The sequence below is a fragment of the Pigmentiphaga kullae genome (assembly GCF_004216695.1).
Lineage (GTDB): Bacteria > Pseudomonadota > Gammaproteobacteria > Burkholderiales > Burkholderiaceae_B > Pigmentiphaga > Pigmentiphaga kullae.
Window position 1 is genome coordinate 150,068 of the sequence record NZ_SGXC01000004.1, and the last position, 20,188, is coordinate 170,255.

The window sequence follows — 20,188 nt, forward strand, 5'->3', positions numbered from 1 at the left end:
TCAGATCCATTCCCAAGGAAATTTTGTGCAAGAGACTTTTCGCGGAAACAAGATCGCTGTCGTCATGCTGGCATGTCGCGACTACGAAGCGACCGAACTGGCGCTTGCGTGCCATATGGCCTATGGCAATCGCGACGTGCCGTTCTATATCCTGCAGAACTGCCGGGGCAACTACGACGCGGAGCGCACGCTGGAAGTCGCGCGGCGCTACGAGCAGCTTTTCCCGCGCACGGTCAAGGTCGTCGACTGGCTTCCTCCCGGCCCGCCGTACCACAGCATCAGCCGTCTGCTGCAGTCGGACGAATTTGCCCGCTACGACCTGATCTGCAAAGTCGACGACGATGCCTTTCCGATCGCCCCGGGCTGGCTGAACGAACTGGTCGAGTGCTTCCTGTCCGAGGAAGAGGCACGGGGCGAGCGTCTCGCCTACGTCACGCCTCTGATCAACAACAATTGCTGGGGATTCCTGGAGACCATCAAGGCGATGGGCCTTGCCGAGGAGTATTTTTCCTCGGTGGCGATGGAGCACCGCATCGGTGCCGGCGCGGAGTCGGCGCCGTACCGTATCCTGCCGGCGTCCGAGGTCGGGACCGGTGCCAACGGGACGGTCTGGGGTTACCCTCACATTGCCCGCTGGCTGCACGAACGGACCACGTTGCAGCCGGATGCCTTCATCGAAGCCACGCGGTCGCTGGGGCGTATTCCCGTGCCCTCGAAGGAAAGATACTCCATCGGTTGCCTGGTGTTCCGACGCACGCTTTGGGAAAAGGTCGAGGATGGCGGAACGGATGACGAACACATGCTGCACCAGTATTGCGCCAAGCGCGATCGGGATATCGTCTGCCAGGCCTCCATTCCCTTTATCCACCTGGCCTATTTCTCGCAGCGGGAGGAGAACCGCGACCTCGTCGAGCGTGCGCGGGAGGTTTACGAGCCTCGGTTGAAGTTCCCGTTTCCGATTGCCCTGCGTAGTTCCCGCCAGCTGGAAATCGAGGCAAGGCTGCGGTGGATGGAAAACGCTTCGGGCACGGCGGGTGGGGCGCCTACCGGGGTGAGCGGGGCACTGTCCCCCGAGGTGTTCGGCGTTCAGGCTGCCAAGGGGGTAGCCAAGGCCATCCTGTTCAAACTCAGGCTTCGCAAGACGCCGCCACGTTGATGGCAGGGGGTGCGGAACCATATCCACGGGGCAGGCCTGGCGGCCGGGCGACGTGGGTAAGCGGAATCGGAATCTGGATAAATGAACGAATCAATCATCAGCGATAGCAGGCCGCGGCCCTCCGGTCAGGCTCCCTTGATCTCATGGATCGTGCCCGTGTTCAACACGCGCGGCGTGTTGGTCGAAACCCTCGATTCCATCGCCGCGATGGCGGGAACGTGTATAGAGATCATCGTCGTGGATGATGGCAGCACCGACGGCAGCGGGGAGGTTATTTCGTCGTGGACGAAATCCTGTGACGTGCCGACGCTACATCTGCGCCAGGACAACGCGGGCCTGTCGGCGGCTCGCATGGCCGGCGTCAGGCATGCCCAGGGAGAGTTCATCGGCTTTTGCGACAGCGATGACCGGATCGAGAGCCCTTGCTATATAAAAATGGCGGAAATCGCATTGCGGGAAAACTGCGACGTCGCCATCTGCCGGACGGTCGAGTTCGACGGGGTTTCCCAGATCGTCTATGACTTCTACGATGCCTCGCTTTGGGACGAAGTCCTGGATGGGCGGCCGATGCTGGTCACGAGCGCCTTGCGCGAGCCGCGCGTGTTCCGATTCGAACCCAACGCCAACACCCGGTTGTGGCGAAGGAGTTTCGCGGACAGGAATGCCCTGTCTTTCCCCCTGGGCCTGCATTTCGAGGATTTCCCCGCGCACGTCGAGGCGCTCGCCTGCGCGCAGAGAGTGCTCTTGCTGAATTCGACCGGCTACCACTACAGGGTCAACCGCCCGGGCAAGATTACCGACCAGAAGAGCGAGAAGCGGTTCGACATGCTCAAGTCGATACAGATTGCCTTCGACTCTGCGCGGCGCCTCCAGGTTAGTACGGCAGGCCGGGCGTACATCGCGATCATGGCGGCGCGCATGACCTACTGGTGCGGCATGCACACGTTGAACCGGGATCGTCAGCGCTTTTTTCGCCAGGCCTGCGAGCACCTGGAAGCGTCCATAGATCCCGCCGCCGCGTCCTATGCCATGGGGCATGGCATCGATCGCCGCGAGGCCATCCTGGTTTCCGCCTTCAGGGCGAAAGCCGTCCGCTTTCTCGTCGCGCACTCATCGGGAAGGCGCAGCGCGCGGTTCTGGGCGCTTGGGCTTTTGTTCAATCGCAAGCATGGACGAAAGTTCCGCCGCACGCTGGCAAGGGCCGGCCTGCGCAAGTTCAAGAGCGGCTTGCGCGGTCTCGTGGCGAAGGGCTGAAGGAATCAGGAACAGGAATCGACCATGTTGAGAGCTTCGGAAGCAGCGCGAATCGCGTCCCGATTGAACGGGCCGCTTATCTCCAGGTATCGGGAAGAAGACGGCAACCGCCTGGCGGGGAGCTACTTTGGTTTGGGATGCCGGCCTACGCGGCATAGCGACTGCGTCCTGCTGGTGGGAGCACGGTCCGGATTCGAAATCGTCCACCTGCTGGCGTCCAGTCAGGTGGCCACGGTTTGCGTCGTGGAGCCCAACCGGGCACTGAAGACGGAACTGGACGAATGTCTGGAGAACATCGAGACGCTTGGCTGGCGGCAGCGGGTAAGGTTCTACGCCACGCTCGAAGAGTTCCTGCAGGGGTCTCCCGGCAACCTGGCGGCGGCTCGCATCGCCGCGGAGAATTTCGATTGGGCGGGTTTGCGCCAACTGCTGCAGCAGTGTGCCGTCGGGCACGTTTGCGGGGATTTCGATCCTCTGGATGCCGATCCGCTCGAGGTCTATCGTTTCTGTCGCGCACGGGCCGAGAGTTTTTACTGGCGGGTCAAAGGGCTGCCTGACCCCATGGCCGCAAGCGGTCCTGCCGCGGCTTTCGAGGTGTCGGTCGTCGTTCCCGCATACAAGGTGCTTCCCTGGATCGACCGTTGCATGCAGACCCTGGTCGACCAGACGCTCAGGTCGCTGGAGATCATTGCCGTGGACGACGGTTCTCCGGATGCGACAGGCGAGCGCCTGGACGAGTGGGCCGCGAAGTATCCGGAACGGGTAAAGGTCGTCCACAAGCCGAACGGAGGTTGCGCCAGCGCACGGAATGCCGGCGCCCGGGTCGCTCAGGGCGAGTATGTGGCGTTCGTCGACGGCGACGATTGGGTCGGAACGGAAATGTTCGAAGCCCTGTACCGATCCGCCGTGCTGAATGCCGCCGACATCGCCCAGTGCGGATACATCGAGGCTTTCGAGGACTCGGGCCGCGAAGTGCACGACTCGACGGCCTGGGGAGCGCAATCGGCTTCGGGCAATTGCGGGCTGGTGGCCGATCCTCGGTCCTACCTGGTGGTAAGGCCCACGATCTGGCGGCGGATCTACCGGCAAGAGTTCCTGCGCGGCAATGCAATCGAGTTCCCTGAACACATTCCCCGCTTCGACGACCTGCCGTTCCAGTTCGAAGCGCTTGCGCGCGTCAAACGCATGTCCGTCATTCCCGAATGCTTCTATTACTATCGGCAGGAGCGGGAGGGGCAGGATATCGCGGTCAGGGACGACCGGCTTTTCGTGCACTTTCCGATCTTCGACTGGCTGGACGAGAAGGTGGGCGTATGGGCGGACGCCGGCCTGGAGCGTCAGCTTCTCCAGTGCAAGATCAATACGCACATGTGGGCGTTGGGCCGCATAGACCGGAAATTCGCCAGCCGTTATTTCCGGGAGTCGGTCAAGGATATTCTGTCCCACGGGGCCCACTTCAGGTGGGGCGGGGTGGCGCGTTTCCTCAAGCGCGTGGTGCCTTCCGTCGTGAAGTCGGCATTGCGTCCGGCGGCGGGAGGACGGGCGTAGCCGGCAGGGCGGCGCCGCCAGAAGGGGCGGGCGCTCGCGGACGGGATTAACATTTGTCAGCGACGATGTCGCAGGGCCGGATTGTCATTACACTGGCGGAGCTTCTTCCGTGCCGCCGACCTGGCATCGTTCCATCCTGATTCTCATACGCATATGGCTCTCGTTCCCGTCATCCTCTCCGGCGGCAAAGGCACCCGGCTCTGGCCCGTTTCGCGCGAGCTGCATCCCAAGCCCTTCATTCGCCTGGCCGACGGCCAGAGCCTGATTCAGAAGGCCTTCCTGCGCGCCGCGTCGCTTCCCGGCGTTTCGCACCTGGTTACGGTCACCAACCAGACCATGTCCTTCAAGACCATGGACGAGTTCCGCGAACTGGATCTGCCCGCGCTCGATCATGGCATGGTCCTGGAGCCGGCAGGCCGCAACACGGCGCCGGCCTTCGCCGCGGCGGCGGCCGTCGTCGCGCAGCGGATCGATCCCCAGGCCGTCCTGCTGTTCCTGACGGCCGATCACATGATCCAGGATCTGGAGGCCTTCCAGGCCGCCGTGGTTCGCGCCGTGGAACTGGCCCGGCAGGGGCGCATCGTTACCTTCGGCATCCAGCCGGATGGACCTGAAACGGGATACGGCTACATCGAAGCCTCGGGCTCCGATGTGCTGCGTTTCGTGGAAAAGCCGTCGCTGGAGCGGGCGACGGAGTTCGTGGACAGCGGCCGCTATCTGTGGAATTCGGGCATGTTCTGCGTGCGGGTCGATGTCGCGCGTGAAGCCTTGTCCACGCACGCTCCGGACGTATTGCGAGCCGCCGAGGAAAGCGTCGCCGCGGCGCGCGTGCTGGAAGGGCAGAACGAGTGGCAGGTCGCGCTGAACGAAGCGGCGTTCACCCAGGCGCCGGATATTTCGATCGACCACGCGGTAATGGAGAAAACCGACAAGGCTTCCGTGGTGCCCTGCGACATCGGCTGGAGCGACATCGGATCGTGGTCCGCGTTCGGCAATCTTTTCCCGAGCGATGCGCGCGGCAACCAGCTCGACGGCGACGTCATCGCCGTCGAGCTGGACAACTGCTACATCCATGCCGACGGCCGGGTCGTTGGCGCGATCGGCCTCAAGGACGTGGTCATAGTCGATACGGCCGATGCGCTGCTGGTGTCGCAGAAGGACGCGCTGCCGGACATCAAGCGCGTCATCGCGCAACTGGAAGCGCGCGGCAGCGATGTGCACCGCATCCATCGGACGGCCCATCGGCCCTGGGGGACGTACACCATCCTGGAAGAAGCCGACCGCTTCAAGATCAAGCGCATCGTCGTTCATCCGGGGCAGTCCATTTCGCTACAGATGCACCACCATCGCAGCGAGCACTGGATCGTGGTGAGCGGCACCGCACGAGTCACCAAGGACGAGGAGTCGTTCCTCGTTCGCAGCAACGAGTCGACCTATATTCCCGCCGGGCACAAGCACCGCCTGGAGAACCCCGGCATCATCGACCTTGTGATGATCGAGGTGCAGAGCGGGGAGTATTTGGGCGAGGACGATATTGTACGGTTCGCGGATATCTATGGTCGGAGTTGACGGATGCGTCAATACCAGCACCGCGCCGGCGATCTGGCTCTGGTGAGTGGCGTGCAGTGCGTGGAACTTGCGCCGGTGCGCCATGTGGCCCAACGCCGTGATGCCCGCGCGGCGCAGCACGCCTTGTAGCTCGAGCAATCGTCGGTCATCAGCATGAACGGTCTTGGAAGAACGTGCGGCAGTGCTCACCCCTGGCTGGGCGTAAAGTTGTAGACTGCCGCACGCAGACTGTCATGGGACGTCGCCGGCGTGTACGCCCATAGTAGGCCCGGTGCGTTTTTCTTGCGCCGGGCTTGAGCATCTGCACTGGCGTTCCGTTCGCAAGTAGCCAGCGGCATCAAAAGCTTGCGTATATGGGCGCAGCTGAAAGCAAAGAAGGCTTAACCAAAAGGTGGCTTCAGCTTGGATTCCTCCCTCAGTCTTTCCATACCAATCCGACGCAAGACGAGTCCCGAACCATATATCAACCCTAACCCTACTGCGCAAGCCAACTTAAACCAGAAACCGTTTAACCAAAAAATTGCAACTGGAACCAACAAGAACCCTGTAGCAAGTCCAAGCTTCGCAATTTTTTCAGATCTTTTAAACATTATTTGCTTAGCAGTTTGTTGTTTGTCTGATCAGTCATCAGTCGATATGTAGGAGTCAACTTAAAAGTCTCGTTTATCACAAAGTTCACCGGTGCCGTCGCGGGAAAGTGAGTCTCAATATACTGCGACAATCCCCAAGAAAAAGCCTCGACAATAGAGGCGCCTGGATTCGGTTCAAAATATTGAACACCCGCAGATGTTGTGAGGGATATAACCGCCAATCGAGTAGCAGCTTCAGGGTTTCTAAACATGATAGCAGCACCTGCCCCCGTAGCAGACCCGATCGTTTTCAGAGCATCTACTCCGTCGCGAGTCCCCGTCGTCCTAGGAAGACCAGCACAGTTATTTTCAAACCCTGCAGGGCACGCTCCTTCCATCACGGCTTTGTTTCGAGCTGCAGCTGCGGCTTCAGCCTGTACCATCGCAAAAGGAGCGGGAAGCCGCTGCGCGTACCGCTTCTCTCGAGCCTGGACTGCAGGGGGTCTATCCGGAAATCGCGTTGGCGCCGGTCGGTCGCGGGGTTTCATTATTACGAAACTTAGTAAATTTCTTCACACGAGATGAGTTAGTAATTCATTGGGGGACAAATAGGAACGACAGTTCTCATGCTATGCGATGGGTAGAAAGCAAAGGCCTCGATGTAAATCAGGTGCAAAATGCCATTCGTCAAGACTTGATCGTTCGCGACGTCCAGGCTCTTCCACCCGGGGGGTTGGGTGGACACAACCCTGTCAATGTACAAGGCGTTACTGTCCGCTATTCCGCTTATAAGTTCGATGATGGAGCGATTAATGTCGGATCGATTCGAACCCGCTAAGAAGTGGAGAAATCTCACAAAAGCAGAGGCGAGTCTCGTCGCTCGATTATGGCAAGGGAAAGATACTCTGCTTGTCGTGCATTCAGTTGCAGAATTACTCGCAAGAAACATGGGCGACGGATATTGTTTACGACTGTCTCGACCTGATCAAATCAACGTCGAGCGACAAGGGTATGAAGCCTCTGCCTTTGTTGGCGATGCTGTCGACTATGACCAGGTTATGGTTCAGGCAGTTCTCGTGATCGGATTGGATTTTTATCCATTAGAATTAGAAATTTTTCGCCAAGACGGAAAATATCTAAACACCCCTTTAGAAGAACTAGATTTCCACTTAGTAAGAGAAGACTAGGTAGAGATGGCATGTTATTTTTCTGGTAATTTCCCCGCAAGACTGGTGAAGTCAGAAGTAGAGTTTTCTCATCGAGGAGTTCTACAGCATGAAGAAGTCGAGATTCACGGACAGCCAGATCATCGAGGCGATCAAACGGGTGGAAGCCGGATTGGCGGTGCCGGAGCTGTGCGGAGTGTTGGGCATCAGCTCGGCGACGTTCTACGAGTGGCGTTCGAAGTACGGCGGCTGGATGTGTCGCTGATGGCGCGGATGAAGGAGCTGGAAGCCGAGAACGCCCGGCTGCACAAGATGTACATTGAAGAGAAGCTCAAGGCCGAGATCGTGTCGGAGGCGCTCGAAAAAAAGTGGTGAGGCCATCTCGCCGCCGCGAGATGGCCCAACGTGCCGTGCAAGAGCGAAGCGTATCGATCCGGCGGCCTGCCAAGCATTTCGGGTCAGCCAGACGTGCTATCGATATGTGGCCAAGGCCGACGCCGAGAACGAAGAGATTGCCACTTGGTTGCTGCGCCTGACCGACAATCACCGCAACTGGGGCTTCGGGCTGTGTTTCTGTACCTGCGCAATGTCAGAGGCTACGGATGGAATCACAAGCGCGTGTACCGGATCTACCGCGAGCTTGAGTTGAATCTGCGGATCAAGCCGCGTAAGCGGCTGGTGCGGCTGGCGCCCGAGCCGTTGACGGTGCCGACGGGCTTCAACCAGGTGTGGTCGATGGACTTCTCGCTGCCATCCGAACGCGTGATCCGTGCGCTCAAGCAGATCATCGGCTGGCGTGGCCGGCCGTTGGCGATACGTTGCGACAACGGCCCGGAATATCCGAGCGCAGCGATCGTCGAATGGGCGGGTCGATGGGGCATCACGCTCGAATATATCCAGCCGGGGAAGCCACAACAAAACGCCTACGTTGAGCGGTTCAACAGGACCGTTCTCTATGAATGGCTGTCCCAATATCACAGGACGACTTGGATCACGTCCAGCGCGTCGCCACCGACTGGATGTGGTCCTACAATCACGAACGCCCGAATATGGCCCTGAGCGGCTTTATCCCTAAATGGCGGTTGGCCATGACCGTCTGAATCCACAGCCGTTAAAAATGGGGGGATTACCCATCGGTCTGCCCCCGCCGGAACAACCTCACCACCCACTGCCCAAAATCATCCACGAACAAAAACACCACCGGTATCACCAGCAAACTCAAAAACGTGGACGTGATCAACCCCCCCAGCACCGCGATCGCCATCGGCGACCGGAAGCTCGGGTCCGCGGCTCCGTAGCCGATCGCGATCGGCAGCATCCCGGCGCCCATCGCCATGGTGGTCATGATGATGGGCCGGGCCCGTTTGTGGCAGGCGTCGATCAGGGCATCCCAGCGGCTCATGCCGGGCACGGCCGGCCGCACGTCGGTGGCGGGGTGTCCTCGCCGCGCCAGGATGGCGTATTCGACGAGCAGGATGGAGTTCTTGGTGGCGATGCCCATCAGCATGACCAGGCCGATCAGCGAGGGCATGGAGAAGCTCTTGTGCGCGATGAGCAGGCCGACGAAGGCGCCCCCCAGCGATAGCGGCAGGGCGGCCAGGATGGTGACGGGGTGCAGGAAGTGCTTGAACAGCAGCACCAGCACGACGTAGATGCACAGCACGCCGGTCAGCATGGCCAGGCCGAAGCTCTGGAACAATTCGCCCATGACTTCGGCGTCGCCCACGGTGGCCTGGCGCACGCCGGGCGGCAGGTTCTTGATGGTGGGCAGGTCGGCCACGCGCTGGGCGACTTCGCCCAGGTCCATGCCGGCCAGTTCGATCTCGAAGTTGATGTTGCGCGAGCGGTCGTAGCGGTCGATGACGGACGGTCCGGCCGAGAAGTCCAGGGTGGCGACCTGTTCGAGCAGGACGGGGCCGCGGGTGCCGGGCACGGACAGGCGGCCGAGCAGGGACAGGTTTTCGCGCGCGGCTTCGTCCAGGCGCACGACGATGGGGACCTGGCGCTGCGACAGGTTGAGCTTGGGCAGCGAGATGTCGTAGTCGCCGACGGTGGCGATGCGCAGGGTGTCGGCGATGGCGCTGCTGGTGACGCCCAGGTCGGCGGCGCGGGCGAAGTCGGGGCGCACGGCGATCTCGGGGCGGATCAGGCTGGCGGTGGACGAGATGTTGCCCAGGCCCGGGATGGTGCGCAGTTCCTTGGAGACGGCCAGGGCGGCCTGGTTCAGCGCGTCGGGGTCGTCGCCGGTCAGCACGAGCACGTATTTGTTGTTGGAGCCGCCCAGGCCGACGCGGCTGCGCATGCCGGGGATCTCGTCCAGGGCGGCGCGCATTTCCTCTTCGATGCCTTGTTTCTTGGGCCGGTCTTGGCGCGGGTCGAGCTGGATGGTCAGGGTGGCCTTGCGGACTTCGGCCACGCCGGACATGGAGAAGGGATCGCCGCCGGCGGTGCCGCCGCCGATGGTGGTGTAGACGCTGCGCACGTGCGGGACCTTGGCCAGCCGCAGGCGCACGAGTTCGGCGGTGTCCAGGGTCTGGGCCAGGGTGGAGCCGGGCGGCAGTTCGACCACGACCTGGGTCTGGGAGTTGTCGTCGGCGGGCATGAAGCCGGCGGGCAGCAGCGGGATCATGCCGATCGACAGGATGAAGAAGACGGCGGCGCCCAGCACGGTCAGCCAGCGGTGGCGCAGGCAGGCGGCGACCCAGCGCATGTAGGTCTGCAGCCAGCGCGGCTCCCTGCCCGCGTGCACGATGGGTTTGAGCAGGTAGGCGGCCATCATCGGGGTCAGCACGCGCGCGACGATGAGCGAGGCGAACACGGCCAGCGAGGCGGTCCAGCCGAACTGCTTGAAGAAGCGCCCGGCCACGCCGCTCATGAAGGCGGTGGGCAGGAAGACGGCGATCAGGGTGAAGGTGGTGGCGACCACGGCCAGCCCGATTTCGTCGGCGGCCTCCATGGCGGCCTGGTAGGGGGTCTTGCCCATGCGCAGGTGGCGCACGATGTTCTCGACCTCGACGATGGCGTCGTCCACCAGGATGCCGATGACCAGGGACAGCGCCAGCAGGGTGATGACGTTGATCGAGAATCCCAGGAAGTACATGCCGGCGAAGGCGGGGATGACGGACAGCGGCAGTGCGACGGCGGAGATCAGCGTGGCGCGCCAGTCGCGCAGGAACAGCCAGACGACCAGCACCGCCAGCAGCGCGCCTTCGTACAGAAGGCGCATGGAGCCGTCGTATTCCTCCTGGACCGGCGTGACGAAGTTGAAGGACTCGGTGATCTGCAGGTCGGCGTGCTGGGCCTTGAGTTCGTCCAGCGCGCGCTGGACGCCCGCGGCCACGTCGAGTTCGCTGGCGCCGCGGCTGCGGGCCACCTCGAAGCCGACGACCGGCTGGCCGTCGAGCAGGGCGGCCGAGCGCCGTTCGGCGATGGTGTCGGTCACGGTGGCGACGTCGGACAGCCGGATGGGCCGGCCGTCGCTCAGGACCAGCCGCAGGCTGGCGAGCTCTTCGGCGGTGCCCACGGTGGCCAGGGTGCGCACGGGCTGTTCGGAGTCGCCGATGTCGGTGCGGCCGCCGGAGCTTTCGCGCTGCACCTGGCGCAGCTGGCGCGAGATGTCGGCGGCCGAGGCGCCCAGGGCCTGCAGGCGCTGGGGGTCGAGCGCGATGCGCACTTCGCGTGTCACGCCGCCCACGCGGTTGACCGCGCCCACGCCCGGCACGTTCAGCAGCTTGCGGGCGACGTCGTTGTCGACCAGCCAGGACAGCGCCTCGTCGTCCATGCTGGAGGCGCGCACGGTGAAGGCCAGCACGGGCTGGCCGGCCAGGTCGACCTTGTTGATGATGGGGTCGCGCAGGTCGGCCGGCATGTCGGCGCGCACGCGCGAGACGGCCGAGCGCACGTCATCCACTGCTTCCTGCAGGGGCTTCTCGAGTTCGAATTCGGCGGTCAGGCTGACGCTGCCGTCCTGGATCTTGGTGTAGACGTGCTTGAGGCCCTGCAAGGTGGCGATGGAGTTCTCCAGCTTGCGGGCGACGTCGTTCTCCAGCTGGCTGGGCGAGGCCCCGGGCAGCGAAGCCGTGACCAGGACCATGGGCAGGTCGATGTCGGGGAAGTTCTGCACCTTCATGGCGCTGAACGACAGCAGGCCGGCGAAGGTCAGCAGCACGAACAGCATGACCGACGGAATGGGGTTGCGTATGGACCAGGTCGAGACGTTCATCGCGTCGGCTCTCAGCGCGTCACGGCGGTGGCGGGGGTGGCGGCGGGCGCGGGCGTGTCGACCACGCGCACCACGTCGCCGTCGGTCAGAAAGCCGGCGCCGCGCACGGCGACGCGGTCGGTGGGCGCGAGGCCGTCCAGGACCTCGACCCGGTCGCCGTCGCGCCGGCCGGCCTGGATCTTGCGCTGGGCCACCCGGTTGTCGGCGCTCACGACGAATACGTAATTGAAGGCCTCGCGCATGACGACGGCCTGTTGGGGTACGGTCAGGCCCTGCGCCGCGCCCAGTTCGAACTCGCCGCGCGCGAACATGCCGGCCTTGGCCGAGGAGCCGGACGCGCCGGCGCCGGGCAGGTCGACGTAGACCAGGGTGTTGCGCGTCTGCGGATCGACCGTGGGGCCGACGGTGCGGACCTTGCCCCGCAGGCGTTCGCCGCTGGCCGCGACGACGGTGACGGGGTCGCCCACGCGCACGCGGCCGACCTCGGCGGAAGTGACTTCGCCGCGCCATTCCAGGCGGCCCTTGCGGATCATGCGGAAGAGCTCGGTGCCGGCGCTTACGACCGCTCCGACCGTGGCGGTGCGCGACGAGATGACGCCGCTGTCGGGCGCGCGCACCTGCGTGAATTTCAGGCGCAGCTCCTGCGCGGCCAGGCTGGCGCGGGCGGATTCCACGCGCGCCTGGGCGGTCTGGCCGCCGGTCACGTACTGGTTGATCTGCGATTCGCTCAGCGCGCCGGAGGCCTTCAGGGACTGGGCCCGCTCGGCGTTGGCGCGCGCCTCGGCGGCGCTGGCCTCGGCCTCGGCCAGCGCGGCGCGGGCCTGGGCGATGTCGGCGCGCACGGTTTCCTGGGCGAAGGTGGCCAGTACCTGGCCGGCCTTGACGGTATCGCCCACGTTGACCAGGACGTCCTGCAGGCGCAGGCCGCCGATCTCGGCGCCCAGGCTGGCTTCCTGCCAGGCCATGATGTTGCCGTTGGCCTGCAGGGCGAGGCGCAGGGACTGCATCTGCGGCTGGGCGACGGTGACGGTCAGGGCCGGCCGGACGGCCGGGGCGGCGTCGGTATCGGCGGCGCGCAGGGCGGGCGCGAGGAAGGCGCCGGCCAGGATGGCGCCGAGCACGGCGGCGGCGATGAGAGGGCGTAGCGGCATGGACGGGATCATGGTTGGGGTGGGGCCGGGGCCTGGAGAGGCCCCGCGGCGATGCGGTTCGTGGGGTGTTCCGTCAGGAGGGATGGGTGGCCGGCGCGGTGGAGGCCGCGGGCGGCGTGTCCGGCGGCAGGGGAGCTTCCTGGCTCCAGCCGCCACCCGCCGCGCGGTACAGCGCGATCCAGGCCGCCATGCGTTCGCGTTCCAGGGCGGATTGGGTGGTGCGGGCCGTCAGCAGCATGCGCCGCGACTCCTCCAGCTCCAGCAGGCTGGCCAGGCCGCCGCGATAGCGTTGTTCGGTGGCCTCGAACGAGGCCTGGTAGCCCTCGACCGCGGCGCGCGCGTCGGTGGTGCGCGCGGCCGTGCTCTCCAGGTTGACCAGGGCTTGCTCCACCTCGCGCACGGCCTGGCGCGCCGTGGCCCGGTACTGGGTGACGGCTTCGTCGTAGCGGGCCTGGGCGGCGTCGATGTCGGCGCGGTGGCGGCCGCCGTCGAACAGCGGCAGCGTGACCGCCAGCGGGCCGATGGACCAGGTCGAGACGTCGACGTTCGCGCCGCGTGCCCTGAACGAGGCCGCGCCCACGCTGCCGGCCAGGGTCAGGCGCGGGTAGCGCCTGGCCTGCGCGCTGCCGACTTCGGCGCTGGCCGCCGCCACGTTGCGGTCGGCGTTGAACAGGTCGGGGCGCTGCGCCAGCACGGCGGCGGGCAGGTGGTCGATGGCGAACAGGGTGTCGGACGGCGGTCGCGCCGGAGCGGCCAGCCGGTCGCGCAGCGTCGGTTCGTCCAGCGCGGTCAGCGCCACCAGGGCCTTGACGCTGATGTCGCACGCGGCGCGCTGCTGGCGGGCACGGGCGGCGGCCTCGGCGCTGCTGGCGCGCGCCAGCGCGGCGTTGGCGGTGGACTGGAAGCCCGCGCGCATGGCGAGGTCGGTCAGCCGCGAGCTTTCCGCGCGCGAGGCCGCGTCCGATTCCTGGATGGCCAGTTCGCGGTGGCAACTGCGGAAGTTGTTCAGTTCGTTGGCCACTTCCGCGGCGACCGAGATGCGCGCGTCGTGCCACTGGGCCTGCGCGCCTTCCAGCCGGGCCTGGGCGGCGTCGCGCGTGGCCGAGTTGGCGCCGAACAGGTCGATTTCCCACGAGGCCTGCAGGCCGGCCTGGTTCTGGGTGGCGACGCCCCCCGCGATCTGGGAGAACCCGCGGCTGGTCTGGGCCGTGGCGTCCAGCGTGGGTCCCAGGGCGGCGCCGGACGATACGCGGGTGGCCCGGGCCTGCAGGAAGCGCGAGCGCGCGGTGCCCACGGTCGGGCTGGCCGCCTGCGCGGCTTCGATCAGCCCGGGAAGCGCCGGGTCGCCGGCTTGTTGCCACCATTCCAGCAGGCGCCGTTGGCTGGAGTGGTGCGGCAGGGAGGGGCCGGCGGCGGGGGGCAGCGGGGCCTGCCAGCCGGCCGGCGTGGCCAGCGGGACGGACGGCGCGGGCGGTTGCAGGCTGCAGCCGGCAACCAGCAGCAGCGGGACCACGCCCAGGCCGGGGCGTGGCAATGAAGAAGCAAAGGACTTGACGCGAGCGAGAGGCATGCTGGAGGGCGGATGCCGGCGGGATCGCCGCCAGTCCGCACAGTTAGGGTGCATGGACGACTCGATAGCGTAATCGAAAAGATATTAGGAAGTCGTGAATATCGAGAATATTTCTCGATACGGGGCGGGCAGGGCACCCGCCCCACGGGCCTAGCGGGACAGCGAGGCCAGGTCGTAGCCCGCCACGCGCTTGTAGCCGTTGGAAATGGCGGCCAGTTCCTCCTGGCTGATGACGTCGTCGATGTGCCGGAAGGGGCGGTCGCCCGTGCGTTCGTAGACCTCCTTCAGGATGGCGTCGGGCGGCGTCTTGCGGTTGGTCAGCACGATGTTCGTCGTCGCCGGACGGCGTTCGGTCTCATAACGGTCCAGCGCGGCCGGCACGTCCGGTTCCGCGGCCAGCGCGGCGGCCAGGGCGCGCGCGTCCAGGATGGCCTGGCCCGCGCCGTTCGAGCCGCGCGGGACCATGGGATGCGCCGCGTCGCCCAGCAGGGTGACCCGGCCCTGCGTCCACCAGGGCAGCGGGTCCTGGTCCACCATGGGAAATTCCAACAGGGTGTCCGCGGCCCGGATCATCGCCGGCACGTCCAGCCAGTCGAAGCGCCAGTCCTCGAAGACGCCGATGAAGTCCTCGAGCCGTCCGCGCCGATTCCAGTCGCGGCGTTCGTAGCGGGGCGTCGTCACCTCGGCCACCCAGTTGATCAGTTGCAGCCCGTCGGCGTCGAGCGCGTTGCGGATCGGGTAGATGACCATCTTGCCCGGCGTCAGCCAGCCGCCGCGGACATAGGTGGCGCCGTCGAAATAGGGCTTCCAGCGGGTAACGCCGCGCCACATGTTGACGCCGGAATAGACCGGTTCGCCTTCGCCGGGATGCAGTTGCTTGCGGATCACCGAGTGCAGGCCGTCGCAGGCGATCAGCGCATCGGCCGTGCGGGGCGCGAGAGGGTTGTCCGCGGGATCGACGAACGAGGCGGTGACGCCGTCCGGCGTCTGCGTGAAGCCGGTGCAGCGATGGCCCGCGACGATGCGGTCCGCACCCAGGCGCTCGCGGCAGGCCTCCAGCAGGATCATTTGCAGGTCGCCGCGGTGGACCTGGAACTGCGGCCACTCGTAGCCCGCCTGCCGGCCGGTCGACTCGGAATAGACGTGCTGTCCGAAGCGGTTGAAGAAGGTGGTGGTCGTGGTGGTGACGGCCACTCGCGCCAGCGCCTCGTTCAGGCCGAGCTCGCCCAGGACCCGGGTCGAGTGCGGCAGCAGGCTCACGCCCACGCCCAGCGCCTGGATTGCCGGCGCCGCCTCGAACACCCGGGCGGCGATGCCCACCTTCTGCAGCGACAGCGCCAGGGTCAGGCCGCCTATGCCGCCGCCCACGATCATGACTTCCATGAAGACTCCTCTTGGTGTTGGGATATTCGTTGCTATTGGGATGAAAGACCGGCCTGCCGGATGACGCCGGCCCAGCGCCGGAGGTCGTCGCGCGTCAGCCGCGCCAGGTCGTCCGGCGTGCCGCCGCTGGGCTGCAGCCCCTGCATGGACAGGCTCTTGAGCACGTCCGGCATCTTCAGGATCCGCGCGACCTCGGCGTTCACCTTGCCGACGATGGCTGGCGGCGTGCCGGCGGGCAGGTAGAGGCCGTACCACATGTCGACGTCGACGTCGGCGATGCCCGAGGCCTCGGCCAGCGACGGGATGTCGGGCGTCACGGCGGTGCGCCGCGTGCCGCCGGCGGCCAGCATCTGCATCTTGCCGGCGCGGGCGAATTGCAGCGCCTGGTGGACGGGCACGAAGGCCAGGTCCACCTGGCCCGACAGCACGTCGTTGACCAGACCGCCCGAGCCCTTGTAGGGCACGTGGACCACGTCGATGCCGGCGCGCTGCTTGACCAGCTCCATGGCCAGGTGATGCGGCGTGCCGGTACCGGGCGACCCGTAGTTGAGCTTGTGCGGCTGCTTCCTGGCCAGTTCGATCAACTGGGGCACCGACTTGGCGGGGAAGTCCGGGCGGGTCACCAGCGCGAGGCTGCCGATGGCGATGGGCATCACCGGCGCGAAGTCCTTCACTGGATCGAAGGTGACGCCCTGCATGAAGCTCGGCGTCATGATGATGGTGTTGGCCGTCATCAGGTAGGTGTAGCCGTCGGGCGCGGCCCGCGCGGCCAGGTCGGTGCCGATGTTGCCGCTGGCGCCGGGGCGGTTTTCCACCACCGCGGCGTATTGCCAGGTCTCAGACAGTTTCTGGCCGATGGTCCGGCCCAGCACGTCGATGCCGCCGCCGGCCGAGAAGGGCACGATGATGCGGATGGGGCGCGTGGGATAGGGCTCGTCCGCGTGGGCCGCGCAGGCGGCCAGCGCCAGCAGCCAGGCACTACAGAACGAGCGACGGGAGATGCAGCGACGGGTGGGCATATCGACCTCTCTGGTGGGACAGGAACGATCGCCATTCAATACGAGCTTTATACGCGCGTGAAATATGAATAAAGTATGAATTGATCAGATATCTGCATCAATGCACCGAGATGAACATTTCCCACCGCCAGCTCAAGGCCTTCCTGCTGCTGGCCCAGCAGCGGAATTTTTCCCGAGCGGCCGAACAACTGCACATCGCCCAGTCGGGCCTGAGCCTGATGATCCGGGAGCTGGAAGGGCAGCTGGGTTTTCGCCTGTTCGACCGCACCACGCGGCAGGTCACGCTGACGCAGTTCGGCGCCGAGTTCCGCGCCGTGGCCGAGCAGAACGTCAGGCGGATCGAAGAGATCGTCGAGCAGGTGGGGCGGTCGGCGCAGCGCGCCAATACCACGCTGTCGGTCGGCGCGCCGCCGCTGACCTGCTCCTACCTGCTGCCCCCGGTCGTGGCGGCCTTCGAGCAGCGTCATCCGGGCGTGCGGTTGACCATCGTGGACACCGACCTGCCTTCGGTGTCCAGCATGGTGCGCGCGGGGCACCTGGACGTCGGGCTGGGCATGTTCATCAAGGCGGCGCCGGGCCTGCTGCGCCAGCCGCTGTTCCATTTTTCGCTGGTGGCGGCCAGCGCCGCGCCACGGTTCCAACTGGCGCGGTCGCCCCGCTCGTGGAGCGCGCTGGCGGGCGAGCCCTTCATCAACCTGCCTTTCGACAATCCCCTGCAGCAGTTGATCGACAAGAACCTGGCCCTGGTCGGCCATGAGGCGCCGCCGCGCTTCGTGGTCAATTTCATCGAAACCCAGATCGGCCTGGCCGAGGCCGGGCGCGGCATCGCCATCCTGCCGTCGACCGCCGTCCCCGCCTGCCGGGGGCGCGGCATCCGGCTCGAGCCGCTGGGCTCGCCCTTGGTCGAGCTGGAGTTCTACGAGTTGCGCGACCGGGGGCGCAAGCTGCCGCCGTGCGCCGACGATTTCTGCGACCTCTTGAAGCGTTCCATTCCCCGCGCGGTGCGGGGCGGGTAGGGCGCTTCCCGAAAAAGAAAAACCCGGGCCGTTTCCGGTCCGGGTTTTTTCCAGCGCACGCCCAGGGGGTTCTGGGCGCTTGCGGGAGCGCGAGGCGCTCCCGCCGCCGACTTAGAACATGTGACGCAGGCCGACGCCGAACTGGCGGGTGGTCTTGTCGCCGGTCGTGACGGCGCTGCCGTAGTGACCAACGTTGTCCATGTTGCTGAAGAAGGCGTAGGCGTTGGTACGACGCGACAGCGGGTAGGTGTAGCCGACGCTGAAGCCTTCGATGTCCCAGTCCTTGGCCTTCTGGTACGAACCGAACAGCGAGCCGGTGCCGACGGGAGCCGACGCGCCGACCATGTACGACAGGGTCTTCTTGGCGAAGCGGCCGTTCCAGCCCGGGATGTCGCCAACGTTGACCGCGACGTTGCGCTGGTCGGCGACGGCGGCATGCAGCTTGACCACGCCGAAGTCATAGGTACCGCCCAACTGGGTCGAACGGCCGACGTTGCCGCCGGTCGAGGGCTCGACCTGGTCGTAGGTCAGGGCGACTTCGATGGGGCCGTTGGCGTAGCGCAGGCCCGAGGTGATGGCGCGGTTGTTGGTGCCGGCGACCGGGGTTTCGTTGGTCGAACGGTTGAAGCTGTAGCCGATGGCGCCTTGCAGGCCGTTCCAGGTCGGCGTGAAGTACATCACGCTGTTGCTGTTGCGGACCTGGTTGGCGGCGATGAAGGTCGAGCCCATGCCGGCCTGGCGGAAGGTCGTGCCGAACGGATCGATGTTGGTGAAGAATTGCGAGCCCAGGATGAACTGGCGGCCCAGGCGGATCTCACCCAGCGTGTTGGACGACAGGCCCACCCACGATTGGCGGTTGAACAGACCCGACTGCGACGAGGTGCCGTCGTCGGCGTTGATGCCGGCTTCCAGCAGGAAGTTGGCCTTCAGGCCGTTGCCCAGGTCTTCCGAGCCGCGCAGGCCGAAGCGGGATTCGCTCTGCAGGCCGCTGTCCAGCGCGTTGCGGGCCTTCGTGCCTTCGGTCTTGGAATACAGGTAGCCCATATCCATGATGCCGTACAGGGTGACCGAGCTTTGCGCGTGCGCGGTACCAGCCATGCCAGCCAGAACGGCGGCAGCGATCAGGGTCTTTTTCATTCGTACATCTCCATGATTGATCTGGCTGTCGCGGCACTCGGGGGGTGCGAGGCGCCGGATGGAATGCGCGGATCCATCGTCGGGTATCCGTTTGCCGCGGGAAAACCAGTGCTTCCTGGTAGGAAGTTGGTCATATTGCAGCAAAGAATGCGGGTTACTACCAAGTGTGGAGGCTAATGAGGGCCGGGTTTTTACTTATTCTTACGGCTTTCGTTGTTTTTCCGCAAAAATCCAACGAAAAAGCCCGTCTTCGGCCGGGCCGAAGACGGGAAAACACTCACTGCTGAAGTAAGCACTTCGATACATAAGCCGGGATGCCTCCCGGCCCAGGGGGAACAGGCTTAGAACTTGTGCTGCAGGCCGATGGCGATTTCGCGCTTGTCGCCCAGGGCCTTGTTGTCCGCGCGGACGATCACGTCGGTGTACTGGTTGAACAGCGCGTAGATCGTGGTGCGCTTGGACAGCGTGTAGTTGTAGCCGATGGCGTAGCCGTTGATGGACTTGTCGGCGCGGCCGGCGTTGATGTTGGCGTTGTCGTTGCGCTGGTAGGTGGCGAACACCGAATGCGCGCCGAACGGCACGGTCACGCCCAGCAGGTACGAGTTTTCCTTCTCGGCGCTCGACTTGTAGCCCGAGTTCTGCAGGCGGCCGTAGCCGGCGTGCAGCTTGGCCATGCCGAAGTCGTAGGTGGCGCCCAGCTGGATGTTCTTCAGGTCGGAACCGCCCACGCCCGAACCCGGGGCCTGGTCGGCGGCGTTCTTCTGTTCGTAGGTCAGGACGGCCAGCAGGGGGCCGTTCTGGTAGCGCAGACCCAGCGAGTAGACCGAGTTGTCGGCGTCGTTGCCGGCGGTTTCGCTGGCGTTGGCGTTGAAGCTGTAGCCGGCGCCGACCTGGAAGCCGCTGAACTTGGGCGACAGGTAGAACGCGCTGTTGCTGACGCGGTCATCCACGCCGTTCACGTTGAAGACGGTCTTGCTCTGGGCTTGCGAGTAGGCGTTGCCGAAGGGGTTGATGGCGCCGCGGAACCAGTTGAAGCCCAGGGTATCCTGGCGGCCCAGGCGGACCTCGCCGAAGTTGCCCGACACGCCCACCCATGCGGCGCGGTCGAACAGCTGGCCGCTGGCGCTCTGGATGCCGGTGTCGGCCTTGAAGCCGCTTTCCAGCTGGAAGTTGGCCTTCAGGCCGTTGCCCAGGTCTTCCACACCACGCAGGCCGAAGCGCGAGCTGCCGGCGATGCCGCTTTCCAGCCCGTTGACGGCGGATTGGCCGTCCTGCTTGCTGTTCATGAATCCCATGTCGACGATACCGTACAGCGTCACGCTCTGGGCTTGCGCGGTGCCGACGAAGCCAGCCAGCAGCGCGGCGGCGATGAGGGTCTTTTTCAATTGAGAACTCCAGATGGATTTGTGATGGGGCACGAGGATGTTG

Annotated in this window: 13 protein-coding genes and 1 pseudogene; 7 read left to right on the top strand and 7 right to left on the bottom strand. The window is 65.1% G+C overall.

Annotated elements, in window-relative coordinates; translation table 11 throughout:
* The first annotated feature begins 25 nt into the window (after positions 1 to 25).
* The 6 genes and pseudogenes from EV675_RS28785 (at position 26) to EV675_RS28815 (ending at position 8,362) form a co-directional block, all read left to right on the top strand.
* On the top strand, positions 26 to 1,156 hold the full coding sequence (locus EV675_RS28785; RefSeq protein WP_130362101.1) for a glycosyltransferase family 2 protein: 1,131 nt from the start codon (positions 26 to 28) through the stop codon (positions 1,154 to 1,156).
* A gap of 81 nt (positions 1,157 to 1,237) precedes the next feature.
* The gene (locus EV675_RS28790; RefSeq protein ID WP_130362102.1) at positions 1,238 to 2,410 is read left to right on the top strand and encodes a glycosyltransferase; all 1,173 of its coding nucleotides are present in this window, start codon (positions 1,238 to 1,240) and stop codon (positions 2,408 to 2,410) included.
* Positions 2,411 to 2,434: 24 nt separating this feature from the next.
* Positions 2,435 to 3,958: a glycosyltransferase gene (locus tag EV675_RS28795; RefSeq protein ID WP_130362103.1), complete on the top strand. Its 1,524-nt coding sequence runs from the start codon at positions 2,435 to 2,437 to the stop codon at positions 3,956 to 3,958.
* 153 nt (positions 3,959 to 4,111) lie between these two features.
* A complete protein-coding gene (locus EV675_RS28800) occupies positions 4,112 to 5,527 on the top strand; it encodes a mannose-1-phosphate guanylyltransferase/mannose-6-phosphate isomerase (RefSeq protein WP_130362104.1) in 1,416 nt (471 codons plus the stop codon).
* A 1,381-nt stretch (positions 5,528 to 6,908) separates the two neighbouring features.
* On the top strand, positions 6,909 to 7,283 hold the full coding sequence (locus EV675_RS28810) for a DUF6984 family protein (RefSeq protein ID WP_130362105.1): 375 nt from the start codon (positions 6,909 to 6,911) through the stop codon (positions 7,281 to 7,283).
* A gap of 139 nt (positions 7,284 to 7,422) precedes the next feature.
* Positions 7,423 to 8,362, top strand: a pseudogene (locus tag EV675_RS28815) (integrase core domain-containing protein).
* 26 nt (positions 8,363 to 8,388) lie between these two features.
* Here EV675_RS28815 and EV675_RS28820 read toward each other — a convergent pair.
* The 5 genes from EV675_RS28820 to EV675_RS28840 all read right to left on the bottom strand — a co-directional run bounded on the left by EV675_RS28820 (position 8,389) and on the right by EV675_RS28840 (position 16,607).
* Positions 8,389 to 11,484 (bottom strand): efflux RND transporter permease subunit, encoded by a 3,096-nt coding sequence (locus EV675_RS28820; RefSeq protein ID WP_130362106.1) that lies wholly within the window; start codon positions 11,482 to 11,484, stop codon positions 8,389 to 8,391.
* An 11-nt stretch (positions 11,485 to 11,495) separates the two neighbouring features.
* The gene (locus tag EV675_RS28825) at positions 11,496 to 12,635 is read right to left on the bottom strand and encodes an efflux RND transporter periplasmic adaptor subunit (protein ID WP_242621650.1); all 1,140 of its coding nucleotides are present in this window, start codon (positions 12,633 to 12,635) and stop codon (positions 11,496 to 11,498) included.
* A 73-nt stretch (positions 12,636 to 12,708) separates the two neighbouring features.
* Positions 12,709 to 14,205, bottom strand: a complete 1,497-nt coding sequence (locus EV675_RS28830) for an efflux transporter outer membrane subunit (RefSeq protein WP_130362107.1) — start codon at positions 14,203 to 14,205, stop codon at positions 12,709 to 12,711.
* A gap of 150 nt (positions 14,206 to 14,355) precedes the next feature.
* Positions 14,356 to 15,588 (bottom strand): flavin-dependent oxidoreductase, encoded by a 1,233-nt coding sequence (locus tag EV675_RS28835; RefSeq protein ID WP_130362108.1) that lies wholly within the window; start codon positions 15,586 to 15,588, stop codon positions 14,356 to 14,358.
* A gap of 32 nt (positions 15,589 to 15,620) precedes the next feature.
* Positions 15,621 to 16,607 carry a tripartite tricarboxylate transporter substrate binding protein gene (locus EV675_RS28840; RefSeq protein WP_130362109.1) on the bottom strand — a complete coding sequence of 329 codons (987 nt, stop codon included), beginning with the start codon at positions 16,605 to 16,607 and terminating at the stop codon, positions 15,621 to 15,623.
* Positions 16,608 to 16,717: 110 nt separating this feature from the next.
* Between EV675_RS28840 and EV675_RS28845 the strand changes: the two genes are divergently transcribed.
* Positions 16,718 to 17,623, top strand: coding sequence for a LysR family transcriptional regulator (locus tag EV675_RS28845; RefSeq protein ID WP_130362110.1), 906 nt, complete (start codon positions 16,718 to 16,720; stop codon positions 17,621 to 17,623).
* 111 nt (positions 17,624 to 17,734) lie between these two features.
* Here EV675_RS28845 and EV675_RS28850 read toward each other — a convergent pair whose 3' ends face one another.
* Together EV675_RS28850 and EV675_RS28855 are read right to left on the bottom strand one after the other, a co-directional pair.
* Positions 17,735 to 18,760: a porin gene (locus tag EV675_RS28850; protein ID WP_130362111.1), complete on the bottom strand. Its 1,026-nt coding sequence runs from the start codon at positions 18,758 to 18,760 to the stop codon at positions 17,735 to 17,737.
* Between the two features lie 341 nt (positions 18,761 to 19,101).
* On the bottom strand, positions 19,102 to 20,145 hold the full coding sequence (locus EV675_RS28855) for a porin (protein ID WP_165404828.1): 1,044 nt from the start codon (positions 20,143 to 20,145) through the stop codon (positions 19,102 to 19,104).
* Positions 20,146 to 20,188 lie beyond the last annotated feature (43 nt).